Raw genomic sequence first — 20,168 nt, 5'->3', positions numbered from 1 at the left:
AGCCGGGACCCATCCGTCTCATGGGTGGCACCCCTACATTCCCGGCCCATGACGGGAACGCAGTACGGGAACGGCCGTGAGGACCAGGCACTAGCGAAGGCCGCCGTCGACGCCCTGGTCGGTCAGCTGGCCCTGGCCCCCAAGCCGGGCCTGCCCGACCCGCGGGAGCGCACAGCCCGGGACCACAGCGCCCTGCGGTGGTCGGCCCGAGCACTGCTCCCCGGCCTCATCGCCATGGCCGCCACAGCCCGCCGCACGGGCGAGCCCAGCGCCCGCCTCCGCGCCGACCTGGGCGCGATCGGCCGCTCGACCGAACACACGGTGGCGCTGGCGGGCGGCGGCCACCGAGGCGCCCTGTGGACGCTGGGCCTGCTGGTGGCGGCGGCAGCCCTGCGGCCGGAAGCCGGTCCGGCCGACACCACGGCCCTGGCCAAACAGCTGGCCGCCTACCCCGACCGCCGCGCCCCACGCCGCCCCTCGCGCGGCTCCACGATGTCGGCCCGCTACGGCGCGGCCGGCGCGCGGGGAGAGGCCCGGGCCGGCTTCCCCCACGTCCGCCGCGCCCTGACCGCCCTCGCCACGGCCCGCAGCCAGGGCGCCAGCGAGCCCCAGGCCCGCCTGGACGCCCTGCTCACGGTGATGTCCACCCTCCAGGACACGGAACTGCTGTATGCGGCCGGTCCGGTGGGCCTGCGGCAGGTCCAGGCAGGAGCACGGGGTGTCCTGCAAGCGGGCGGTACGGCCACCGAGCCGGGGGCGGCGGCCCTGGGAGTTCTCGATACGGACCTTCGCCGGCGAGCCTGGTCCCCGAGGGGGAGCGGGCCCCTGCTGGCAGGCGCCCTGTTCCTGGACGCCCTCAAGCCTGCGGGGGCGCGGGGCTGAGTCCCTGTGCGGCTCCGCCGCGTGGCGCGACCAAGCCCCCACGCCCCCCAGACAACACTCAGCCCTTGAGAGAGGCCATCCACGCCTCGACCTCGTCGGACCGCCGAGGCAGCGCCGCACTGAGGTTCCGGTTGCCGTCCTCGGTGACGAGGATGTCGTCCTCGATCCGCACCCCGATGCCCCGGTACTCCTCGGGCACGGTGAGGTCGTCCGTCTGGAAGTACAGCCCGGGCTCGACCGTGAGGCACATGCCCGGCTCCAGCGTGCCGTCCACGTACGTCTCCACCCGCGCGGCAGCGCAGTCGTGCACGTCCATGCCGAGCATGTGCCCGGTCCCGTGCAGCGTCCAGCGCCGCTGCAGCCCGAGCTCCAGCACCCGCTCCACAGGCCCTTCGACAAGGCCCCACTCGACGAGCTTTTCCGCCAGCACCCGCTGCGCGGCGTCGTGGAAGTCGCGGTACTTCGCGCCGGGCTTCACCGCCGCGATCCCGGCCTCCTGGGCCTCGTACACGGCGTCGTAGATCTTGCGCTGGAGATCGCTGAACCGTCCGTTGATCGGCAGCGTGCGCGTCACGTCGGCCGTGTAGTACGTGTGCGTCTCCACTCCCGCGTCGAGCAGCAGCAGCTCGCCGGAGCGGACCGCCCCGTCGTTGCGCACCCAGTGCAGCGTGCAGGCGTGCGGTCCGGCCGCGGCGATCGTGCCGTAGCCGACGTCGTTGCCCTCGACGCGCGCGCGGAGGAAGAACGTGCCCTCGATGTACCGCTCGGAGGTGGCCTCGGCCTTGTCGAGGACCTTCACCACGTCCTCGAAGCCGCGCACGGTCGAGTCGACCGCCTTCTGCAGCTCGCCGACCTCGAAGTCGTCCTTGACCAGGCGCGCTTCGGAGAGGAAGACCCGCAGCTCCTCGTCGCGTTCGGCGGTGACCTTGTCGGTCAGGGCCGCCTCGATGCCGGCGTCGTAGCCGCGCACGACCCGTACCGGCCCGGTGGCCTCGCGCAGGGCGCCGGCCAGCTCGCGCACGTCGGAGGCGGGGATGCCGTACAGCGTCCCGGCCTCGGTGAGGGAGTGGCGGCGGCCGACCCACAGCTCGCCCTGGCCGTCCAGCCAGAACTCACCGTTCTCGCGGTCGGAGCGCGGCAGGAGGTAGATGGTCGCCTCGTGGCCCTCGTCCTTGGGCTCCAGGACCAGGACGCCGTCTGCGCTCTCGTCGGGCCGGCCGCCGGTGAGGTAGGCGTACTCGACGGAGGCGCGGAAGGCGTACTCGGTGTCGTTCGAGCGGGTCTTCAGGTTGCCCGCGGGGATCACCAGACGCTCGCCCGGGAAGCGCGCGGAGAGCGCGGCCCGGCGGGCGGCGGTCTCGGCGGCCTGGGGGATGGGCTCGAGGTCGCGCAGCTCGGTGTCGGCCCAGCCGCTCTTCATGTTCTCGGCAAGCTCGTCGGACACGCCGGGGTACAGTCCGTTCTTCCGCTGCTTGATCGGCTCTTCGCTCTCGTCCGGGGTCGCCGGTGTGAGCTCCTCGGCCACGGTCATCCTCCTCGATATGGCACTGGACCACCGTCCACTCTACGGCGGCGTGGAACCGGGCCCGGGGCGACGAGGAGCGTCACTCGAAGCGGACCGCCAGCAGGACGACGTCCTCCGCACCCTCCGCCGCGTCCAGCCCGTCCGGCAGCACGCTCCGCAGGACGTGGTCGGCGATCGCGCCGGGGTCGCCGCGCAGGGCCCGGGGCACTCCGGCCGCCGCCGTGTGCAGCCGGGCGAAGGCGCGGTCGGTGGTCTCGCCGGTGCGGTGCAGCAGCCCGTCGGTGTAGAGCAGAACCGTCTCTCCGGGTTCGGCGAGAATCTCCACGCTCGGCGCTTCCCAGCAGGCGAGCATGCCCAGCGGGGCGGAGACGGACGTCTCCACGAACTCCGTGCGGCGCTGTCCGATCAGCAGCGGCGGGCTGTGCCCGGCACCGGCCAGCGTGATCTTGCGGGCGGCCGGTTCGCAGTAGCCGAACAGGGCGGTGGCCGAGCGGGCCGGCTCGGTCAGCCGCAGCAGCAGCTCCAGGTCGGACAGGACGGCGACCGGGTCCTCCCCCTCCATCACGGCGTAGGCGCGCAGCGACGCCCGCAGCCGTCCCATCGCGGCGACCGCGCTGGGGCCCGAGCCGGTGACGGACCCCACGGCGAGACCGAGGGCGGCGTCGGGCAGCGGCAGCGCGTCGTACCAGTCGCCGCCGCCGCGCGGGCCGCTGCGGTGCCGGGCGGCGAGCTGGACGCCGGCGACCCGGGGCAGCCGCGCGGGCAGCAGCTCGTCGGACATCGTGGCCATGGACGTGCGCGTGCGTTCCAGTTCGAGGAGCCGGGCCAGGTGCTCGGCGGCGTAGCGCGTGTAGAGGCCGGCCAGGTGGCGCTGCCGCTCGCCCGGTTCGGCGGGCTCGTCGTAGAGCCACACCACGGCGCCGAGGCGGCCGGCGGTGTCGGTGGCCAAGGGGAGGGCGTAGCTGGCGGCGTAGCCGAGGCGGGCGGCGACCTCGCGGTGGCGGGGATCGAGTCCCTCCTCCGCGAACAGGTCGGGTACGGCGATGCCGCCCTCGCCGCCCGGCAGGCCATCGAGGATCCGTCCGTAGGACAGGGCGCTGCGCGGCACTGTCTCGATGTGGCCGAGATCGGCGCGGGCGAGACCCAGTCCGGTGGTGGTGTCCGGACCGAGTCCGTCGCCCGGTTCGAGGACGACGAGTCCGCGCCGGGCGCCCACCAAGGCGGCGCCGGCCCTCAGCAGTTCCTGGAGCGCCTCGTCGAGCGTGGCCGTGCGGGCCAGGCGTTCGGTGAGCTCGTGCAGGGTGGTGAGGCCGGAGACCCAGCCCGCGAGGCGGTCCTGGAGCACCGCGCCGGGAGGGGCCGGGGGAGGTGCGGGGACGGCCGGGGACGAACCCGTCGTCACGGGCGCGACAGTGTGTGCGGGTGCCGGAACCGTTGAATCGATTCCGGCCACTTTCGGAGGGTGCGGAGCGTTCATGGCGTCCGGCCTTCCAACCGGTACGTACTGCTCAAAAGCATCGCAAACCCCCATGTCATTCTGCGTCGCTAGCAGTGTCTCCACATGTACACGCACTCGTGAGGAGATGTCCAGCATTGTCCTGCCGGGATTCCTGGTGTCCGTGAGGTGCGAGGGAACAACTCCCCTTCCTCTTGCGGAAAAGCAAAGTTGGCTTAAAACTGCCTCAGGGGACGGCTTATTGCGGTCGACTGGGCTTGCTCGACGGAGCGTCACAACGGTCGTGATGGGTACGTACTCGGTAAAGGCCAGGGGTGGTTGGGAACCACCCGGAACCTGGTGACGGAACCGGGCGTCCTATCCACCGACGACCGTGCCCCATCCTCCCGTGGCGGAGGCGGAGAGAAATACGCGCGACGGCAAACGCCATACTTCGCCACCCCTACGCCACGCCCGTGCTTTCGACAGACGCAGTATGGGCGGGACGGCCGCGGAGGCAGCCCAAAGCTCGACCCACAGGGGGTTCCCCTTGCTTCAAGCAGGGGTGTGATGCGCCAACAGGTACGCACAGTGAAGTGATCGACACACGATGTGACGTGGACCACGGTGTTGCCAGGCGTGCAACGGAAAGGAACGAGCGCTCATGCGCGAGATCCTCGGAAGGCGACGCAGGCTCTTGTCTCAGCGCGGCGACGGGAAGCCTGAGCTGATCGACGCGGCCCTGACCTACGCGACGCAATGGCGGTGGCCCGTACTCCCGGGCGTGGCGGCGGACCCGCAGGGGCCCTCCCGCTGCAGCTGCCCCGACCCCGACTGCACGGTGCCCGGCGCGCATCCCTTCGACCCCGCTCTCCTCGCGGCCACCACCGACGGACGCATGGTGAGCTGGTGGTGGGGCAACAGGCCGACGGCGCCGATCGTCCTGGCCACCGGCGGCCAGGCCCCCTGCGCGGTCTCCCTGCCGGCCCTCCCGGCCGCCCGCGCACTCAAGGCACTGGACCGGATGGGCATGCGGCTCGGCCCGGTCGTCGCCTCCCCCGCCCGCTGGGCGATCCTCGTCAAGCCGTACTCCATGGAGCAGCTCGGCGAGCTGCTCTACGCCAAGGATTTCGTGCCCGGCTCCCTCCGCTTCCACGGCGAGGGCGGCTACCTGGCCCTGCCGCCGTCCGAGACCGGCCGGGGCGAGATCCGCTGGGAGCGCGCGCCGCTGCCCGGCTCGGCCTCCCCGTGGGTGCCCGATGTCGAGGCCGTGGTGGACGCCGTGGTCGAAGCCCTCACTCGTACGGGTGTGAGCGCGCCCGAGTTGTAGGGCTGTCGGGCGCGCCGAGCCTGTCGCCCGCCCCGGCGCGTTAAGTTCCGGAACCATGCGGCGACACGCCCGGGGCCGCTCCCGGGACTCCCGAAAGACCAGACTGCTCGCCCTCGTGGGCGTCGTGGCGGCGTGCGCGATCGCACTGCCGCTCGCGGCGGCGTCCGCGGGGTCCGCCGGTTCCGCGGGGCCCAAGGGTGCCGTGGGTTCCAAGGGCACTGTGGGTGCGAAGGGCACTGTGGGTTCGGTGGGGGCCGCGGGTTCGGTGGGTGCCGATGCCCGGGCGTCCGGTTCCGGTGCCCTACGGCCTTCCCCGCGCGCCGACGACAAGGCGCCCGGGGCCCCGGAGCCCTCCGCCGTCGCCGCTCTCCCCGGGCTCGGCCAGGGGCTGTCGACCGCGGTGCGCTGCGGCCCCGAACTCACCTCCCCCGACGGCATCGAGGCGCAGACCTGTGTGGTGACGCAGGGTGCGCAGACCTGGGCGCGGACCTACTACCGCAATGCGACGGGCCAGACGCTGGACGCCGTGCTGAGCCTGATGGGTCCTGACGACCGGAACGTGCGCATGACGTGCGCCGTGGGGGCGGAGGACGAGCCGGGGACGTGTGAGACACCCCGGGAACCCGCACGTGGGAATCCGGCGGCGTACACGGCCGTCGCGGAGTTCGCCGAGCGGGGCGGGCTGGGGCCGCTGCTGCTGCGCTCGGGGAGCAACTCACCTGTGGAAACGGGCAGTTGACGAGCGGCTGCGTTCGGTGAACGGAAGCCCGGACGCAAAGACCCGGTTGCTGGCGACGGGGGATGCACCAGCAACCGGGCTACAGGAACGGTAACAAGAGATCGGCGGTTCGCAAATTCGAACTCGCCTTTCCAGTCACCGACTGGCTTGTCCCCGACGGCAGTTGTGATCCGTCGAGGGCGCGACACCCCGGCCGGCCGGTGGTCCGGCCGGCCGGGTGCCGAGGCGGGCTTCAGCTGAGCGTGACCTGCCGGTTGGTGAGGCCGCCGCGGGCGCGGCGCTCGTCCGCGGTGAGCGGCGCGTCCGTCGCCAGGGCGGCGGCGAGGCGCTCGGCGAACTCCGCCGCCGGCTTCTCGACGTCCTCGGCCGTGACCTCGCTGGGCAGGTCCCACACCGGCACCGTGAGTCCGTGAGCGCGGAAGGAGCCCACCAGGCGGGTGCCCTCGCCGAGGCTGGAGCGGCCCGCGGCGTGCAGCCGCGCGAGCGCGTCCAGAAGCAGCTCCTCGGCGTGCGGCATGACCCACCGCAGGTGGTTCTTCTCCGGCGTCTCGCACCAGTACGCCGCGTCCACGCCCTGGAGCTTGACGGTCGGGATGGCCGCGGCGTTGGCCCGCTCCAGGGAGGCGGTCACGTCGGGCGTGGCGTTCTCCGGGTCCGGCACCCAGAACTCGAAGCCGCTGTGGACTTCTGGCTCGAACGCGCCCTCGGGGTCGAGCAGGTCCTGCAGCCGCGGGCTGTCGGCCGGGGCGCGGCGGCCCTGGACGGGCGTGCCGGGCTCGGCTTCCAGGGCGCGCTGGAGGGTGTCGGCGAGGTCGCGGCTGATGTCGCCGGACGAGGTGTCGTTCTGCAGGCCGAGCAGGACCGAGCCGTCGTCGCGGCGCAGCGCCGGCCAGGCCATGGGGAGGACCGTGGCCAGGGTGACCGCCGGGACGCCCTCGGGCAGGCCGTCCTTGAGGGTCAGCTCGACCGTGGCCGCCGGGACCAGTTCGCGCAGGGCGACCCAGTCGCACTCGCCGGGCAGGCCCTCGAAGGGGCGGTGCACCAGCTCGGTCGCGGCGTGCGAGGCGGCCCGGCCGTGGCAGGCCTTGTAGCGGCGGCCGCTGCCGCAGGGGCAGGGTTCGCGAGCGCCGACGACCGGAACGTCTCCATCGGCACCTGCGGTGCGGGCTCCGCCCGTGGTCTGCGGGCGCTTGGCCTTCGTCTGGGGTCGCTTCTTGGCCATCGATGGGTCTCCCGGTTACGGCTCGTCTCGTACGGTCGCGAGCCTAGCCGTTCGTGCCGGGGGCGACGGGGTCCTGTGGACAACCTCGGTCCAGCGCGGCGTACGCGGTCGGGTCCTGCCGTTTCCGGAGTGGGTCGTGATCAGCCGCCGCTGTGGTCCCTCAGCCCGCTGTAGTTCTCAGTCCCCTGTGGTGCTGAGCCGCTGTGGTGCTGAGCCGCTGTGGTGCTCAGTCCCTGCGGTTCTCAGCCTCCGCGGTTCTCAGTCCATGTCGTCGAAGGCGTCCGCGAAGTCGAGCCCGGGTATCCGGGAGACCGCGGGGGCGATGACGCGCGTGGCGAAGTCGTCGCGGCGGTGGCCCGCGTCCGGGTCGTGGACGTCGTCGTGGACGATCACCCACACGGTGACCTCGCCGCGGATGTCGTCCCGCACGCCCCAGTCGTCGGCGAGCGCGGTGATGATGTTCAACCCGCGGCCGCCGTGCGCCGTGACCGACGGGGTCGCGGGGGCGGGGCGGGTCGGGCCGCCGCCGTCCGTGACCTCGACGACGAGCCGGCCGGCCGGCTCCACGCGCCACGCGGCACGGACGTCACCGTCACCGGCGAACGCGTCGCCCAGCGGCCTGCCGTGCTTGCACGCGTTGCTCAAGAGCTCGGAAAGGATCAGTACGGCGTCGTCGATGACCGATTCCGCGACTCCGCTTCTGCGCAGCTGCGTACGCATCCGGTGTCGCGCTTCCCCCACGCCCGCAGGGCCATGGGGCACGGCCATGCTCGACGACGTGGGCACCTCCTGTGCCACCACCAACGCCACCCCCGAGACCTCCTTCGCCCCACGCCACGGTGTGGATGCCCCATTGGCCTGTACCGGAAACCGGCCAATCCACGTCCGGTGACGCATTCACCATGAGTGATCACGGAACGAACGCGCCGGAGCACTCCCTGTCATCACATGGCCGGAAATCGTCGGTGTGGCCGAGAGTGGAGGATCCCGCCCGTCGAGGCACGGGGTCAAGAGGTGTGCGTGGTTCTGGCGTGACTTGACCGGGTTGACGGCGCGGGAGCCGGACGTCAGCGGCCGAGCTGGTCCAGCACCGCGCGCGGGCGGTTGGTGATGATGGCGTCGACGCCCAGTCCGACGCAGTGGTCCACGTCCCCGGGCTCGTTCACGGTCCACACGTGCACCTGGTGGCCGGCCTGCTTCAGGCGCTCGATGTACGTGGGGTGGTTGCGCACGATCCGGATGGACGGCCCGGCGATCCGTACCCCCGGAGGCAGCCGTCCGTCGCGCAGCCGGGGTGAGAGGAACTGCGTCAGATAGACCGTCGGGAGGGTCGGCGAGGCGGCATGAACGCGGTGCAGGGATCGGGCGGAGAAGCTCATGACCCGTACCTGTGACTCCTCCGCGGAGGCCGGGGCGTCGAGGCCGAACCGCTTCAGCAGGACCAGCAGCCGGTCCTCGACCTGGCCCGCCCAGCGCGTGGGGTGCTTGGTCTCGATGGCCAGTTCCACCCGGCGCCCGGCATCGGCGACGAGTTCCAGCAGCCGTTCCAGGGTGAGGACGGAGGTCGCCTCGCGGTCCTCCGGACGGTGCTCCCAGTCGGGTTCCTCGTCGCGTCCCTTCCAGGCCTCGCCCGTCTTCCAGGAGCCGAAGTCCAGGGCGGCGAGGTCGGCGAGCTCCAGCGCCGAGACCGCGCCGCGGCCGTTGGACGTACGGTTGATCCGGCGGTCGTGTACACACACGAGGTGGCCGTCGGCGGTGAGGCGTACGTCGCATTCGAGGGCGTCCGCGCCGTCCTCGATCGCCTTGGTGTACGCGGCCAGGGTGTGCTCCGGGGCGTCCTCGGAGGCTCCGCGGTGGGCGACGACTTGAATGACGTGCTGTCGTGCGTGGGTCACCGCGTCATGGTGCCACCGAGTGCGGGTACGCGTCCGGTCGGACGGACTCGACGGATGCACAGGTCCGGACGGAGGCATTGGGATTGCACCCTTTTCGCCAGTAATGACCTATATAAAGAATGGCTGCGGACGCACAGGCACCGCTTATGGTGCTCTGACGGCCAGTGGGAAAAGCTGACGGCATACAAAGGGACAAGCACAGCTGCAGCCCGCCGGACCCGTCGACCGGCGTGGAAAAGCGTGACCGAGTGCGACCCGGAAAACAGCCGTGGATCTAGGAGAGAAGCTGTGAGCACCGAGAACGAGGGCACCGCGGTACCCCCCGCCCCGTCCGCACCCCCCGTGCCGGTGGACGCTCCCGCTGCTCCGGAGCCCCAGGCACAGGCCCCCCAGGGGCCGTACGGACGGGACGCCCAGGGGCAGGTCCCCCAGGGGCCGTACGGGCAGGATGCCCAGGGGCAGGCCCCCCAGGGGCAGGGCGCCTCCGGTGACGCCGGTCACCCCGGCGCCTCCTCTTCTGCCCCCGATCCGTCCTGGCCCCCGCCCCCGCCGCCGACCGCCCCCTACGGCGACGGCGGTTCCGGGTCCGGCCCGGGCGGCTGGGGCTCGTCGTACCAGCAGCCGGCGCCGAAGTCCGGCCGCGGGCGCGGTGGCCTGGTCGCCGCGGTCCTGGTGGCCGCGCTGGTGGCCGGCGGTGTCGGCGGCGGGCTCGGCTACGTGCTGGCGAAGGACAACGACGAGAGCACCGGCTCGACGACGGTCTCGGCCTCCGCGAACGGCGGTGACGTCAAGCGCGACCCGGGCACGACCGCGGGTGTCGCCGCCAAGGCGCTGCCGAGCACGGTCACGATCGAGGCCGAGAGCACCAGCGGCGAGGGCGGCACCGGCACGGGCTTCGTCTTCGACAAGCAGGGCCACATCGTCACCAACAACCACGTGGTGGCGGACGCGGTGGACGGCGGCAAGCTCACGGCGACCTTCCCGACCGGCAAGAAGTACGACGCCGAGGTGGTCGGTCACGCGCAGGGCTACGACGTGGCGGTCATCAAGCTCAAGGACGCCCCCTCCGACCTGAAGCCGCTCACCCTCGGCGACTCGGACAAGGTGGCCGTCGGCGACTCGACCATCGCGATCGGCGCCCCGTTCGGCCTGTCCGACACGGTGACGACCGGCATCATCAGCGCCAAGAACCGCCCGGTGGCCTCCAGCGACGGCAGCGGCAGCCAGGCGTCGTACATGAGCGCCCTGCAGACCGACGCCTCGATCAACCCGGGCAACTCCGGTGGTCCGCTGCTGGACGCGCGGGGCAATGTCATCGGCATCAACTCCGCGATCCAGTCCACCGGCAACGGCGGCTTCGGCACCGGCCAGTCGGGCTCGATCGGCCTGGGCTTCGCCATCCCGATCAACCAGGCCAAGTACGTGGCCCAGGAGCTGATCAAGAACGGCAAGCCGGTGTACGCGAAGATCGGCGCGTCCGTCTCGCTGGACGACAGCTCCGAGGGCGCGCAGATCACCGACCAGGGCGCGGGCGGCGCGGCACCGGTCGAGCCGGGCGGTCCGGCCGCCAAGGCGGGCCTCAAGCCGGGCGACGTCATCACCAAGCTCGACGACCGGGTGATCGACTCCGGCCCCACGCTGATCGGCGAGATCTGGACCCACCAGCCCGGCGACAAGGTCACGATCACCTACGAGCGCGGCGGCAAGCAGCACACGGTCGACGTCACGCTCGGCTCCCGCGTCGGCGACAACTGACCCCCACCGGCCCGCGCTGACCCGTTACCCTTGTCCCCGCGCCGCCGATCACGGCCGGCGCGGGGAGGCGTGCCCGAGCGGCCGAAGGGAACGGTCTTGAAAACCGTCGTGGCAGCGATGTCACCGTGGGTTCAAATCCCACCGCCTCCGCGCAGGTCATAGATGTTGCAGGTCAGAAGGGGTGTCCCAGGTCACGGGACACCCCTTCTGCGCGCGGCCTGTCTCACCCTTTCTTGCCCGTATCCCAGCGCTGACCAGTGCGTATGGGCCATCTGTGGGCCAGGATCAGGGGGTCTCCCCTCTACCAGGGCGCGAGAGATCAGGTCTCGGAGTGCTGCTGACCGCCCTTGAGGGATCTTCGCAGCTGTGCTGCGCCGTCCGCTCACACGTCGCTCGGGCGGCGCATCGGTCCCGAGGTGAATGCGTCCGTGCTGCGGGGTGTGGTGAGTTCAGCCGGACAGGAACTCACCACCCTTCGCCCGACGAGTGTCACGGAGCGGTGCGGCGCCCTACTGATCGCCTGCCTTTATTACTTCCTCATGGCGCTTGCCGGCGGGAAGTTCAGGGTTGGCAGCTGCGGCAGGGTACAGGTCGGCGGCCTTCAGGACCTGCTTCACATCGGTGGAACTCTTGCCCTTCAGCTTCTGGTCCATCTCGCCCACGGTCGCGGTGGCCGAGATGCTGCTGCGCGTCGTGCCTTCCACCTCGCCGACGCCGACGGCGCCGCCGTCGAAGGGGAGCACACCGCCGTAGGTGGCCAGCTCGTACTGATCGGTGTCCTCGTCCTTGACCAGCACCGCGATGTACTTGTGCCCGGCCTCGATGCGCGACGTTCCCTTGAGGTTGAACTCCTGCTGTCCGCTGTCCTTGTCCCACCAGACACCGCCCAGGTGAGCGGTGAACGCGTCCGGCAGAGACGGAGCGCCGTCCCGGTTGTAGAGGACTTCGTCCACGACGATGCGGCCTGTGCGGTCCAGGTGCCCTTCGCCCTTGTTCTTTACGTCTTCCGGAACCGCGCCGATCTTCTCGCTGCCGTTCTCGACATGGACGACTGCGACGTGATCGCCGTACGAGACCCAATCCCGCTCCGTGTCCAGCGGGTAGGCCACCTGCACGTGTGCATCGACGACCTCCGGCTGCCGCTTGTCCCCGTCACCGCCCCCCACCATGCCCGGAATGACGACGGCTCCGGCGCAGACGGCGGCCGCTCCCACCGTCAGAGCGGCAAGCAACGCGGGGCGTCGCCGCAGTGGAGGCCGGGCGTCCGGCGCTGACTGTAGACGTGCAACCAATTCCTGAACCTTCTCTTCCGTGTCTGTGGGAATCCGGGCATCGTTCGCTGGGTCGCTGGCCGCGAACCGAGCGCGCAGCCGATCAACTGTGCTCATGTTCGTCCTCCCTTTCGAGGCGTCGGCGGGCACGGTGCAGACGGAGGGTTATGGCAGCCGTCGTACAGCCTGCTGCGCGGGCCGCCTGGCGAGGAGTCAAGCCCTCCCAGGCAATGAGCAGCACCGCTTCTCGCTCCTTGGGGTTCAGACGGCGAAGCGCGCGCAACGCCTCGCTGCGGACGGTCGCCTCCTCTTCCGCACTGCTTGCATCGGCCCGAATCCACGGCGGATCCTGCGGCTTACCGGCCTCGGCAAGCGTGGCCGCCACGACGTGCCGGGCAATGCCGTACAGCCAAGGCAGGGGCTCGCCTCGCAGACTGCGACGCGAGTTCCAGGCGCGGACGTAGACGTCGGCCAGGGCGTCCTCGACCTCGGCACGCGGGAGCCGGCGCAGCAGATACCGCCATACGTGGTGACGGGTCTGTTGGTAGGCGTCCTCGAACCAGTCACTCTGTTGACGCGCCATCGTCCCCCTCATCGTCCGCGCTTCGATGCGGCTGCCACAGGGCTATGTGCACTCGGGGCGGCGATTTCTTTCACAGCGGGACGAGGAATTTTCAGTACATCGCGTTGATCGTGGCGGTGTTGTGGGAGCCGAGGTCCCGCCACTCGGCGACGCGGTAGTTCCGCATGCAGGCAAGCCGTGAATCGTCCTGCGCCACACGGGGAGACGCCTCCTGCCCGTGGGTCAGCCCGACGGCGTGCCCGGTTTCATGGCAGATCGTGTTCATGTACGGATCTGTGTCATCGAACTCGACATAGTGCTGGTCGCACTCGTAGTCGCTGGTCGCGTCGTTGCACCAGGCGATTCCGGTGATGCTGCCGCTGTACTCGTGGTAGTCGTAGACGATGTCCGTCTCGGCGCTGCCTTCGTACGACGCCTCGCTCTGGCTCTTGACGTGGACCGCGAGATGGGTCGGAGAGTACTCGTTGCGCAGAGTGTCGACGATGTCCTGATCGCCCTTGGCGGTCATGCCCGGCTCGCGGGTGATCGTGAGGGTGGCGTTGTCCGTCCGGCAGTACAGGCCGTTGTCCCGTTCTCCGTCCCAGCAGTCCCAGTCCGTGTTGGACGTCTTGAACATGTTGTCGAAGTCGAGTGCCCACGACGGTGATGCCAGCGTGACCACCAGTCCGGCGGCCGCCATCCAGCCCGCTACGTAAGTTCTTCCGCGCACAGACATGCCCGAATACCCCCCTTGAGTGAGCGCGTGCAACGATCACCACCTTGTGGTGATCTTGCAAGGAAGGCGCAAGAGTATCCAGGCGATGTCGAACAGGCAATCGACTATGGGTACTTCATTTGGCCTGCCCCTCTCCGTGGAGCGGTGACAGGGGATGGGATGCATGCACTGATCACCGGTGATCGACAGGCGCGGACGGGCCAGTACCTGAGGCCGTTGCCCAACTCTGCGTGCAGATGAGCGGGTTGTGTCCCAGCTGGCCCAAGGTCGGTGGCTGCGGTGGTCCCACCCAGCGGCATCTGCGATCCCGGAGCCATGGGAAGGGGTGCCTCTCGTTGAGAGGCACCCCTTCTGCGTGGCAGCTGTCTCACCTTGGTCCGGCTGTGTATTCGCGCTACGGCCGTAGGCGCTCAGGAAAGGGTGCGGTGTGGCTTGGTGGTACCAGAAGACGACTTTCGACCACTGATCAGCCGCCCACCCTGGTCACAGAGTGAGCGGGACGCGGCCGGCGGCTCTGGGTCGTCCAACGGTCTGAGGGCCAGCCGGACCAGGGCGTGTGGGTTGTCGTCGCCCGCGATGCGGTTGGCGCTGAGCTTGCAGCACACAACGCACTGCTGGGTGATCATCCACTCGCCGTTGCACCGCGCTTATTGCGGCTGTTGTTGCGGGACATGGCGGCGCTCCTTTCCTTCTCGGGCGGTCAGGGGGTTCCGAACACTCCGAGTGGGAAAGGCGGTTGGGCCAGCGGGCGGACGGCCAAACGCATCACGATGAGCTGGTTGTCGTCCGCGCAGTATCGCGAGGTCCCGCTCCCATACGGCCAAGGGTGACCGGGGCCCGGTCGTGGCGACAAGTCATGAGCCAAGCCGCCACGGTGTGATCTTCACGGGTTCACCTCACATCTTGCTCAAGTTCGTTCCTGCGTGCTCGATGACGTGTTCTGATCAACCCCGACCAAACCGGCCCCACCAGGGGTCGAACAGCAAGGGGGGATCATGTCGCAGCGAATTGGCATCTGCGCTGTAGCCGCTGGCCTACTGATCATGGGTAGTTCTGTGCCGGCGTTCGCCGATGAGTCGGCTCAAGAGCCCAGACCAGTAGTCACTGCCGAGGGGGCTGGGGTTGTACCGGGCTCGGTAGCGGATGCCCCGGTCACCGGGTCGGAGACGGAAGTGGGGGTGGACAGCGAGGCTCCCCTGAAAGAGGACCTGCCCATCCCGGGCGAGACAGATGGCCCTGAGCGGCTCGGGCCCAAGGAGCCGATGTCCGAATACTGCGGCCCCGGCCACTATTTTGCCCACATCACCAAGAACAAGAAGAACACGATGTCGGTCAAGTACGCGACCTTCGTCAAGAACAACAAGTCTCAGACCATGGACTTCAAGTTCAGCTCCAAGAAGTCGGGCACTACGACAATCGGCGGGTCGGTGACCCTCAGCGGCGAGTTCAAAGCGATGTGGCTCGGCAAGATAAAGGCCGACGTCAACTTCAATGCTTCAAAGTCGTGGACCTCGGAAATTGGCGTTGAGGCTTATGGCAAGGTCAAGGCGCATGACACCGTGTACGGCGATTACGGGATCATGAAGGAAAACGTCTACGGCTATACCGCCTATCGGTACAGCAACTGCAAGACCGGCGATAAGAAGTATTCGACGGTGTGGGCTCCCTACCGTGAAGGCTGGGTCATCCACTAACCGTTCCGCTGCGCGCCCCGGCTGAGCCCGGGGCGCGCGTCTCCGAGGGGAGTGCCCTCCATGGGCCGATACGCCACAGCGCCCGCCCTGCTCACCTTGCTGTTCACCGCAGCGTGCTCGGGAAGCGGCGGCGGTGACGCAAACCCACCCGCCACAAGTGCCGCATCAGCCGGTGCCACGCCAGGCGGCAGCTCCGACGCTGCGTCCAGCTCGCCTGCCACACCATCGGTGTTCGACTTGCCCGCCGATGCGAAGGTCCTCATGCCTGTGACCGAGGGCGATGGCGACACCGACCTGCCTCTTTTCAAGCCGGAAAGCGACGTGTACACCATCTATGCCACCTGCACCGGGAAGGGCAAGATGACTATCGTCGATCGAAACGCCCAGGGGGATGACGCCAGCAAGATCGGCTGCAACGGCCCTGCCACCATTGGGCGTGTCTATACAGACATCGTCCCCCAGGAGCTCTCCGTACGAGTAAAGGGGGGCTCCGTGCATTGGACACTTGCCGTCGTGTCTGGTGAACACCCTGTGTGACTTGCAACAGAGGCCTCATCACGGGGGGCTGGACACCGTTGCTGCCGCGTCGCCGAGGGCATCCGAGCGCCTTGAGGTCCGCTCGATCGGGCACGGCTGGGGCACGGGAGCCGGGATCGGTCATCTGTCGGCGACCGCGCCGAGTCCGCAACCGACGCCGGCGGCCTCACGTTCCGCGGATGGGGCGCCCATGACTGCGGATCAATTCCGAGTCATCCCTTGACCCCTGCCCTGTGATCGTCTGCAGCGACGGTCCATACCTCCTTGTCCCACCACTCACCCCAGCTCCCCCACGCACGCCACTACACCGGCCGGCGCTGGCGGACGGCGCCCCCGCCATCTCGGTCGGAGCCTGAGCGCCCCGCCGCCGGAGGCCGGAGCTGAGCGCAGCCGGGGGCTGATGAGGTAGGGAAACCGTCCGTGGTCATCAAGTGGCCCACAGTCTGTACGTGTTGGTGCTGTAGTTGCGCATGCGATAGATCTCGTCGTACATCAAGCCGCGTAGATCGGGGGAGCCGATGGCAGCCGACAACTCGAACGACACCAACACGCCGCCTGCGCCTGGCCAGGAGCCACCACGGCCGGATCAGCCCCCACCCGCGGCACCCCCCGTCGACCCGGTGATCACAGCGGCTCACATCGGTGCCCGCGCCACGCGCATCGGAGCCGCTGCCACTGTGTTGGCAGCTGTGATCGGTGGCATCTTCCTTATCGTCACCTCCGGTAGCGACGAGGGGAAGGGAGAGGCGAAGCCCTCGGCCGCGGCCACTACCCACGACGCGAAGCCCACCACCGGTTCTTTGGCTGGTTCCGCGGCACCTTCGCCTCCTTCGCCTTCTTCAAAGCCCAGCCCCAAGCCTTCGCCGGCCTATGCGCTGATCCATGAAGACCTGGCGATGGCGGTCACCCTGCCAGGGTGCTCGGAAGTCGCGCTGCTCGACTTCGACGCCCCCTCCTCGAGAACTGCCGACGACGAGCTGTGGCAGACAGAAAAGCAGGAGGCGGAGGAACAGAACGAATCGGTTGCGGCAGACTTCGTCTACTCCAACTGCGCGAAGGGGTATTTGGGCGTCCCGGACAGTAAGCAGGCTGCCCATTGGGAGGAGCAGCCGCCGGCATCTCCTGAAGCGTGCGCTCAAGCTTCCAGGGTCGGCGGTTGGACGGCACAGCCCGTAAGCGAAGCGAGGCTCAAAGCGAAGAGTGGCTTTTGCGTGGTGACAGACCAGGGCAATGTGGTGAGTCTCCAAATCACCCGCCTGGTCGGCGGTGAGCCCGGCAGTCTCTTCGGACCACCGGAGCGGATCGAGTTCGCAGCAACCGTATGGGGGCCGGAGGCGTAGTTCGCCAAGGCGATTCACCGGAATCAGCAGTGCGCGAATGCACAGATCGAGCGATTCTGGAGGTCGCCGACGGCTCATAGGTCGAGCGGACTCCGACCACAGGCGCCACCCTCGGTCCTATGGGGAAGAGGGTGGCGCCTTCGCGGTCCTGGGCATGGTCCACGCTTCGGACCGTACTGCGCTACGAGACCGTGGTGATCTTCAGGGATAGGTTCGGCGCCCACGGGGCCTCAACGATCTGAGCGCGAACCAGTCTGCCCTTGTCTGTGATCACGCAGATCGAGTTGCCGGCGATGATTCCGGCCTCCGCCACCTCATTCGAGTGCATGAGGACCTCTTCGAGTCCACCCCCGTTCGCGGCGGCCTCGCAGGCTTCCTTTCCGAACGGTTGGCGCTTCGAGAGGACGCCGGCGTGGCTGTCTCGCGCCGTCCCGAATTCGACCGGGGAGCAGCCGTACCAGTTCAGATCCGCCGGTGCGGCTGCGTTCTCGGCGTCGGGCTCGGCCCTGTCGACTCGGGTGACAAAGGGGTACGCGTCGAGGTCGATGTGGCTGGCGAAGTCGCAGGTGCTGTCGCCGTTGAGACGGAGAGGCAGCGGTTCCCCCGGGAAGGGCTTCGCTGGGTCGGTGCTCGGCTCAGGGCTCTCCGCAACGGCTGAAGCCGAGGGCTCCGGTGACGATGGCGCGGAAGCCCCGGTCGACGTAGATGCCTTGGGTGCGGTGACTCCTTGACCATCGTCTTTGTCTGCGTCATCACCATTCGTGACGAGGAGGGGAACGACGATGCCCAGAACAGCGAGTACGGCGCTGATAAGCGCCAGTTTGTTGCCCAGATGCCACTTGTTGTTCGGATCTTGCCCGGAAGGTTCGCCTTGATGTGAGGGCGGCTCACTTGAGCCAGGGGAAGGCTTGCTTCCGTCCACTGCTGCCACAGACAACCCCCGTGGTTCCAGTACGTGGCGTCGAGAGCGGCAGCATAGTCGCCCCTGGGGCGGGAGTGCAGTCGGCGGCCGACTGCCACTGTCAGCAAGGGGCTGAGGGGCTTGGCTCCCGCTCCCGTGCTCCAACGGGGCGCGCCCTTTCCGTGTGGGCAACGGTGACGGGCTCTGCGCCGTCTTCAAGCGTGAGCCCCCCCCACGACGCAGGAGTGCCATGACGAACACCAAGGCCCGGACCGCCGCGATGATCACGCCCGTCGGGCAGGAGGCCCAGGACGAGGCGAGGGTGCTGGCGCGGGAGGGGCGGGCGGGCAAGGCCGTGCGGCGGTTGCGGAAGGGCTCGTGGCTCAAGCGGGGGCCGGCGCGCGAGGCCCTGGAGCTGCTGGTCGGCGGGCAGGCGCTGCCGACGAACAGTGGTCAGGCGCTGGACGCCCTGCGCTCGCTCGATGCCCCGCTGGTCGGGGAGCTGACCGCGCTGCTCGACAGCGGCCAGCAGATCGCCGCGGTCAAGCTGCTGCGCGAGCGGACCGGGATCGATCTGGCCGGCGGCTATCACCTCGTCGTGGAACTGGGCAGCCGGCCCGGCACGCCCTGAGCACTACGATCACCAGGGCGTGCCGGTAGGAGAAGGGTGGGTGAGCGTCGCAGTGAGTCGGCGCATCGTCGTCGTCACCGCAGTGCACGGCCCCCATGCCCGGTTCCTGCCGGAGGCCTACGCGTCGTTGTGCGCGCAGCGGCTTCCCGAGGGCTGGGAGTGGCACTGGGTCGTGCAGGAGGACGGGGAGAGCGAGGACGTCGGGCCGTACGTGCCGAGGGACGCTCGCGTGACCTTCCGGCAGGGGCGTGCCGGTGGGCCCGGAGTCGCGAGGACCATGGCACTGGCCCATGGGGACGGGCCGTACGTGAAGGTCCTCGACGCCGACGACCAGTTGGCGCCGGGCGCGCTCGCGCGGGATCTCGCCGTGCTGGAGGGGGACCCGGACCTCGGGTGGGCCACGTCCCGGGTGCTCGACCTCATGCCCGACGGGTCGACCGTCGGATTCCCGGGCGATCCGGACCAGGGGCCGATCGAGCGCGGGGCGGTGCTGGCGCACTGGAAGGCGAACGGCTTCCTCGCGCAGGTGCATCCCGCCTCACTGTGCGTGCGACGGGAGTTGCTGCTCGCCCTGGGCGGCTGGATGGCGCTGCCCGCCTCGGAGGACACGGGGCTGCTGCTGGCGCTGAACGCGGTGAGCCGGGGCTGGTTCTCGGGTGAGGTGGGCCTGCTGTACCGCAAGTGGGACGGGCAGGTGACCGGACAGGCGGCCCACGTGGACCAGGCCGAGCGCGAGGTACGGATGACTGTCGTGGAGGCCAGGGCCACAGCACTGTCCCGGCTGCGGTGGGGGGCCTCGGCGGCTCTGTGAGAGCAGTTCCGTCCTCGCTACGTTCGGTCCGGTGCCGGTGCCGGTGCCGGTGCCGGTGCCGGTGCCGGTGCCGGTGTCGGTGGCTGTGGCGCTGTGATGCTGATCGCCTGGCTCGGGCACCTCTCTGCCGCCTCCAGGATCGACGGGTCCCCGTCCGGCTCCTCTTGGCCCGGGCGGACGACGCCGAAGCCGTCGACGAAGTCGAAGACCGCCGGGGCCCGGTGGGCGCACTCGGCGGAGCCGTAGCAGAGGTCGCGGTCCACGAAGACCTTCATGCCCCTTTGTCCCCCTCCTGACGGCATCGGAACCAGGAACCCCATGGCCGTCGGGAGTTCACTGCCCAGTGGGACGCACGCTGAACCGGGCCGGCTACCGCGTGCTTCCGGCGGTCGCCAGCCAGTGGGCGACGCGCCGTACGGCGGCCTCGTCGAGTCGTTCGACCAGGGCCCGGACGGTTGTGTCGTCCTCGGGGGAGAGGTCGTAGAGGCCCGCTTTGGTCAGGCCGGACATGAGGACCTGGTGGCGGCGGCCGGTCAGCCGTTCCGTGAGTCCGGCCGGTTCGCCGGGGGAGCGCTCGGCTGCGGGTTCGGGAATGGGCTGAGAAGTGGTGGTTCGGCGCGGCGGGGTGTCGAAGCGGTGCCATGCGCCGTCCCTCGGTCCCCACAGGGCGACCGTCACCTCGTCGCCCCGTGCGCGCAGGGTCCGGGTCATCTCGCCGAGGGCGTACAGCACGGGCGTGCGGTGGGGCGATTGGGCGGCCGTCCGCCAGGAGCCCGTGGCCGGACGGTAGAACATCGCGACCCAGCGCGGAGCACCCTGCGGTCGTGGGCTCTCGGGACGTGACTCCACTGCGCTCACCCCCTGTACATCGCTCCGGAAGCGGTACGGCAGGGCGACCTTAG

The 20,168-nt window shown here is 69.7% G+C and carries 20 protein-coding genes, 1 tRNA gene and 2 pseudogenes; 10 read left to right on the top strand and 13 right to left on the bottom strand.

What is annotated here, in order from left to right:
* Window positions 1–48: 48 nt before the first annotated feature.
* Window positions 49–882, top strand: a complete 834-nt coding sequence (locus tag IGS69_RS16930) for a triphosphoribosyl-dephospho-CoA synthase (RefSeq protein ID WP_190900670.1) — start codon at window positions 49–51, stop codon at window positions 880–882.
* A 58-nt stretch (window positions 883–940) separates the two neighbouring features.
* Here the strand turns inward: IGS69_RS16930 and IGS69_RS16925 are convergent, their stop codons facing one another.
* Both IGS69_RS16925 and IGS69_RS16920 read right to left on the bottom strand, forming a co-directional pair.
* The gene (locus tag IGS69_RS16925) at window positions 941–2,407 is read right to left on the bottom strand and encodes an aminopeptidase P family protein (RefSeq protein WP_190900668.1); all 1,467 of its coding nucleotides are present in this window, start codon (window positions 2,405–2,407) and stop codon (window positions 941–943) included.
* A gap of 79 nt (window positions 2,408–2,486) precedes the next feature.
* Window positions 2,487–4,001, bottom strand: a complete 1,515-nt coding sequence (locus IGS69_RS16920) for a PP2C family protein-serine/threonine phosphatase (protein ID WP_190900666.1) — start codon at window positions 3,999–4,001, stop codon at window positions 2,487–2,489.
* Between the two features lie 505 nt (window positions 4,002–4,506).
* Here IGS69_RS16920 and IGS69_RS16915 point away from each other — a divergent pair.
* On the top strand, window positions 4,507–5,172 hold the full coding sequence (locus IGS69_RS16915; protein ID WP_190900664.1) for a bifunctional DNA primase/polymerase: 666 nt from the start codon (window positions 4,507–4,509) through the stop codon (window positions 5,170–5,172).
* Window positions 5,173–5,227: 55 nt separating this feature from the next.
* Window positions 5,228–5,911, top strand: coding sequence for a hypothetical protein (locus tag IGS69_RS16910; RefSeq protein ID WP_190900661.1), 684 nt, complete (start codon window positions 5,228–5,230; stop codon window positions 5,909–5,911).
* Window positions 5,912–6,143: 232 nt separating this feature from the next.
* Here the strand turns inward: IGS69_RS16910 and IGS69_RS16905 are convergent, their stop codons facing one another.
* From IGS69_RS16905 to IGS69_RS16895, 3 genes are all read right to left on the bottom strand, one after another.
* On the bottom strand, window positions 6,144–7,133 hold the full coding sequence (locus tag IGS69_RS16905) for a DUF5926 family protein (protein WP_190900659.1): 990 nt from the start codon (window positions 7,131–7,133) through the stop codon (window positions 6,144–6,146).
* A 258-nt stretch (window positions 7,134–7,391) separates the two neighbouring features.
* Window positions 7,392–8,030 carry an ATP-binding protein gene (locus tag IGS69_RS16900; RefSeq protein ID WP_190900657.1) on the bottom strand — a complete coding sequence of 213 codons (639 nt, stop codon included), beginning with the start codon at window positions 8,028–8,030 and terminating at the stop codon, window positions 7,392–7,394.
* Between the two features lie 170 nt (window positions 8,031–8,200).
* Window positions 8,201–9,028, bottom strand: a complete 828-nt coding sequence (locus IGS69_RS16895; RefSeq protein WP_190900655.1) for a glycerophosphodiester phosphodiesterase — start codon at window positions 9,026–9,028, stop codon at window positions 8,201–8,203.
* A 288-nt stretch (window positions 9,029–9,316) separates the two neighbouring features.
* On the opposite strand from IGS69_RS16895, the gene IGS69_RS16890 reads away from it, so the two are divergent.
* Window positions 9,317–10,783, top strand: coding sequence for a S1C family serine protease (locus tag IGS69_RS16890; protein ID WP_190900653.1), 1,467 nt, complete (start codon window positions 9,317–9,319; stop codon window positions 10,781–10,783).
* 63 nt (window positions 10,784–10,846) lie between these two features.
* A tRNA-Ser gene (locus tag IGS69_RS16885) sits at window positions 10,847–10,933 on the top strand.
* Window positions 10,934–11,292: 359 nt separating this feature from the next.
* Here IGS69_RS16885 and IGS69_RS16880 read toward each other — a convergent pair.
* The 5 genes and pseudogenes from IGS69_RS16880 to IGS69_RS34635 form a co-directional block, all read right to left on the bottom strand.
* Window positions 11,293–12,171 (bottom strand): hypothetical protein, encoded by an 879-nt coding sequence (locus IGS69_RS16880; RefSeq protein WP_190900651.1) that lies wholly within the window; start codon window positions 12,169–12,171, stop codon window positions 11,293–11,295.
* The gene (locus IGS69_RS16875) at window positions 12,158–12,637 is read right to left on the bottom strand and encodes an RNA polymerase sigma factor (RefSeq protein WP_190900649.1); all 480 of its coding nucleotides are present in this window, start codon (window positions 12,635–12,637) and stop codon (window positions 12,158–12,160) included. The genes IGS69_RS16880 and IGS69_RS16875 overlap by 14 nt, the downstream gene beginning before the upstream one ends.
* A 91-nt stretch (window positions 12,638–12,728) precedes the next feature.
* The gene (locus IGS69_RS16870; RefSeq protein ID WP_190900647.1) at window positions 12,729–13,316 is read right to left on the bottom strand and encodes a reprolysin-like metallopeptidase; all 588 of its coding nucleotides are present in this window, start codon (window positions 13,314–13,316) and stop codon (window positions 12,729–12,731) included.
* A 551-nt stretch (window positions 13,317–13,867) separates the two neighbouring features.
* Window positions 13,868–13,996: pseudogene (locus IGS69_RS34640) on the bottom strand (RNHCP domain-containing protein); the annotation flags it as partial.
* A gap of 56 nt (window positions 13,997–14,052) precedes the next feature.
* Window positions 14,053–14,145, bottom strand: a pseudogene (locus tag IGS69_RS34635) (RNHCP domain-containing protein); the annotation flags it as partial.
* A 202-nt stretch (window positions 14,146–14,347) separates the two neighbouring features.
* Between IGS69_RS34635 and IGS69_RS16860 the strand changes: the two are divergent.
* The 3 genes from IGS69_RS16860 (at window position 14,348) to IGS69_RS16850 (ending at window position 16,923) form a co-directional block, all read left to right on the top strand.
* The gene (locus IGS69_RS16860; protein WP_190900645.1) at window positions 14,348–15,046 is read left to right on the top strand and encodes a hypothetical protein; all 699 of its coding nucleotides are present in this window, start codon (window positions 14,348–14,350) and stop codon (window positions 15,044–15,046) included.
* 60 nt (window positions 15,047–15,106) lie between these two features.
* Complete coding sequence (locus IGS69_RS16855; protein ID WP_190900643.1) at window positions 15,107–15,583, top strand: hypothetical protein; 477 nt, start codon at window positions 15,107–15,109, stop codon at window positions 15,581–15,583.
* A 518-nt stretch (window positions 15,584–16,101) separates the two neighbouring features.
* The gene (locus IGS69_RS16850; RefSeq protein ID WP_232543548.1) at window positions 16,102–16,923 is read left to right on the top strand and encodes a hypothetical protein; all 822 of its coding nucleotides are present in this window, start codon (window positions 16,102–16,104) and stop codon (window positions 16,921–16,923) included.
* 181 nt (window positions 16,924–17,104) lie between these two features.
* On the opposite strand, the gene IGS69_RS16845 is transcribed toward IGS69_RS16850, so the two are convergent.
* Window positions 17,105–17,854 (bottom strand): hypothetical protein, encoded by a 750-nt coding sequence (locus IGS69_RS16845; protein ID WP_232543547.1) that lies wholly within the window; start codon window positions 17,852–17,854, stop codon window positions 17,105–17,107.
* Window positions 17,855–18,074: 220 nt separating this feature from the next.
* Here IGS69_RS16845 and IGS69_RS16840 point away from each other — a divergent pair, with 220 nt between their 5' ends.
* Window positions 18,075–18,455 (top strand): hypothetical protein, encoded by a 381-nt coding sequence (locus IGS69_RS16840; protein ID WP_190900639.1) that lies wholly within the window; start codon window positions 18,075–18,077, stop codon window positions 18,453–18,455.
* A 40-nt stretch (window positions 18,456–18,495) separates the two neighbouring features.
* Window positions 18,496–19,266 carry a glycosyltransferase family 2 protein gene (locus IGS69_RS16835; protein ID WP_232543546.1) on the top strand — a complete coding sequence of 257 codons (771 nt, stop codon included), beginning with the start codon at window positions 18,496–18,498 and terminating at the stop codon, window positions 19,264–19,266.
* A gap of 17 nt (window positions 19,267–19,283) precedes the next feature.
* Here the strand turns inward: IGS69_RS16835 and IGS69_RS16830 are convergent, their stop codons facing one another.
* The gene (locus IGS69_RS16830) at window positions 19,284–19,541 is read right to left on the bottom strand and encodes a ferredoxin (protein WP_190900637.1); all 258 of its coding nucleotides are present in this window, start codon (window positions 19,539–19,541) and stop codon (window positions 19,284–19,286) included.
* Between the two features lie 94 nt (window positions 19,542–19,635).
* Complete coding sequence (locus IGS69_RS16825) at window positions 19,636–20,061, bottom strand: hypothetical protein (RefSeq protein ID WP_190904776.1); 426 nt, start codon at window positions 20,059–20,061, stop codon at window positions 19,636–19,638.
* Window positions 20,062–20,168: the final 107 nt, after the last annotated feature.

It is taken from the genome of Streptomyces tuirus, assembly GCF_014701095.1.
GTDB lineage: Bacteria > Actinomycetota > Actinomycetes > Streptomycetales > Streptomycetaceae > Streptomyces > Streptomyces tuirus.
Note: the sequence above shows the minus strand (reverse complement) of the source record. Positions and strands in the feature narration are given on the sequence as shown.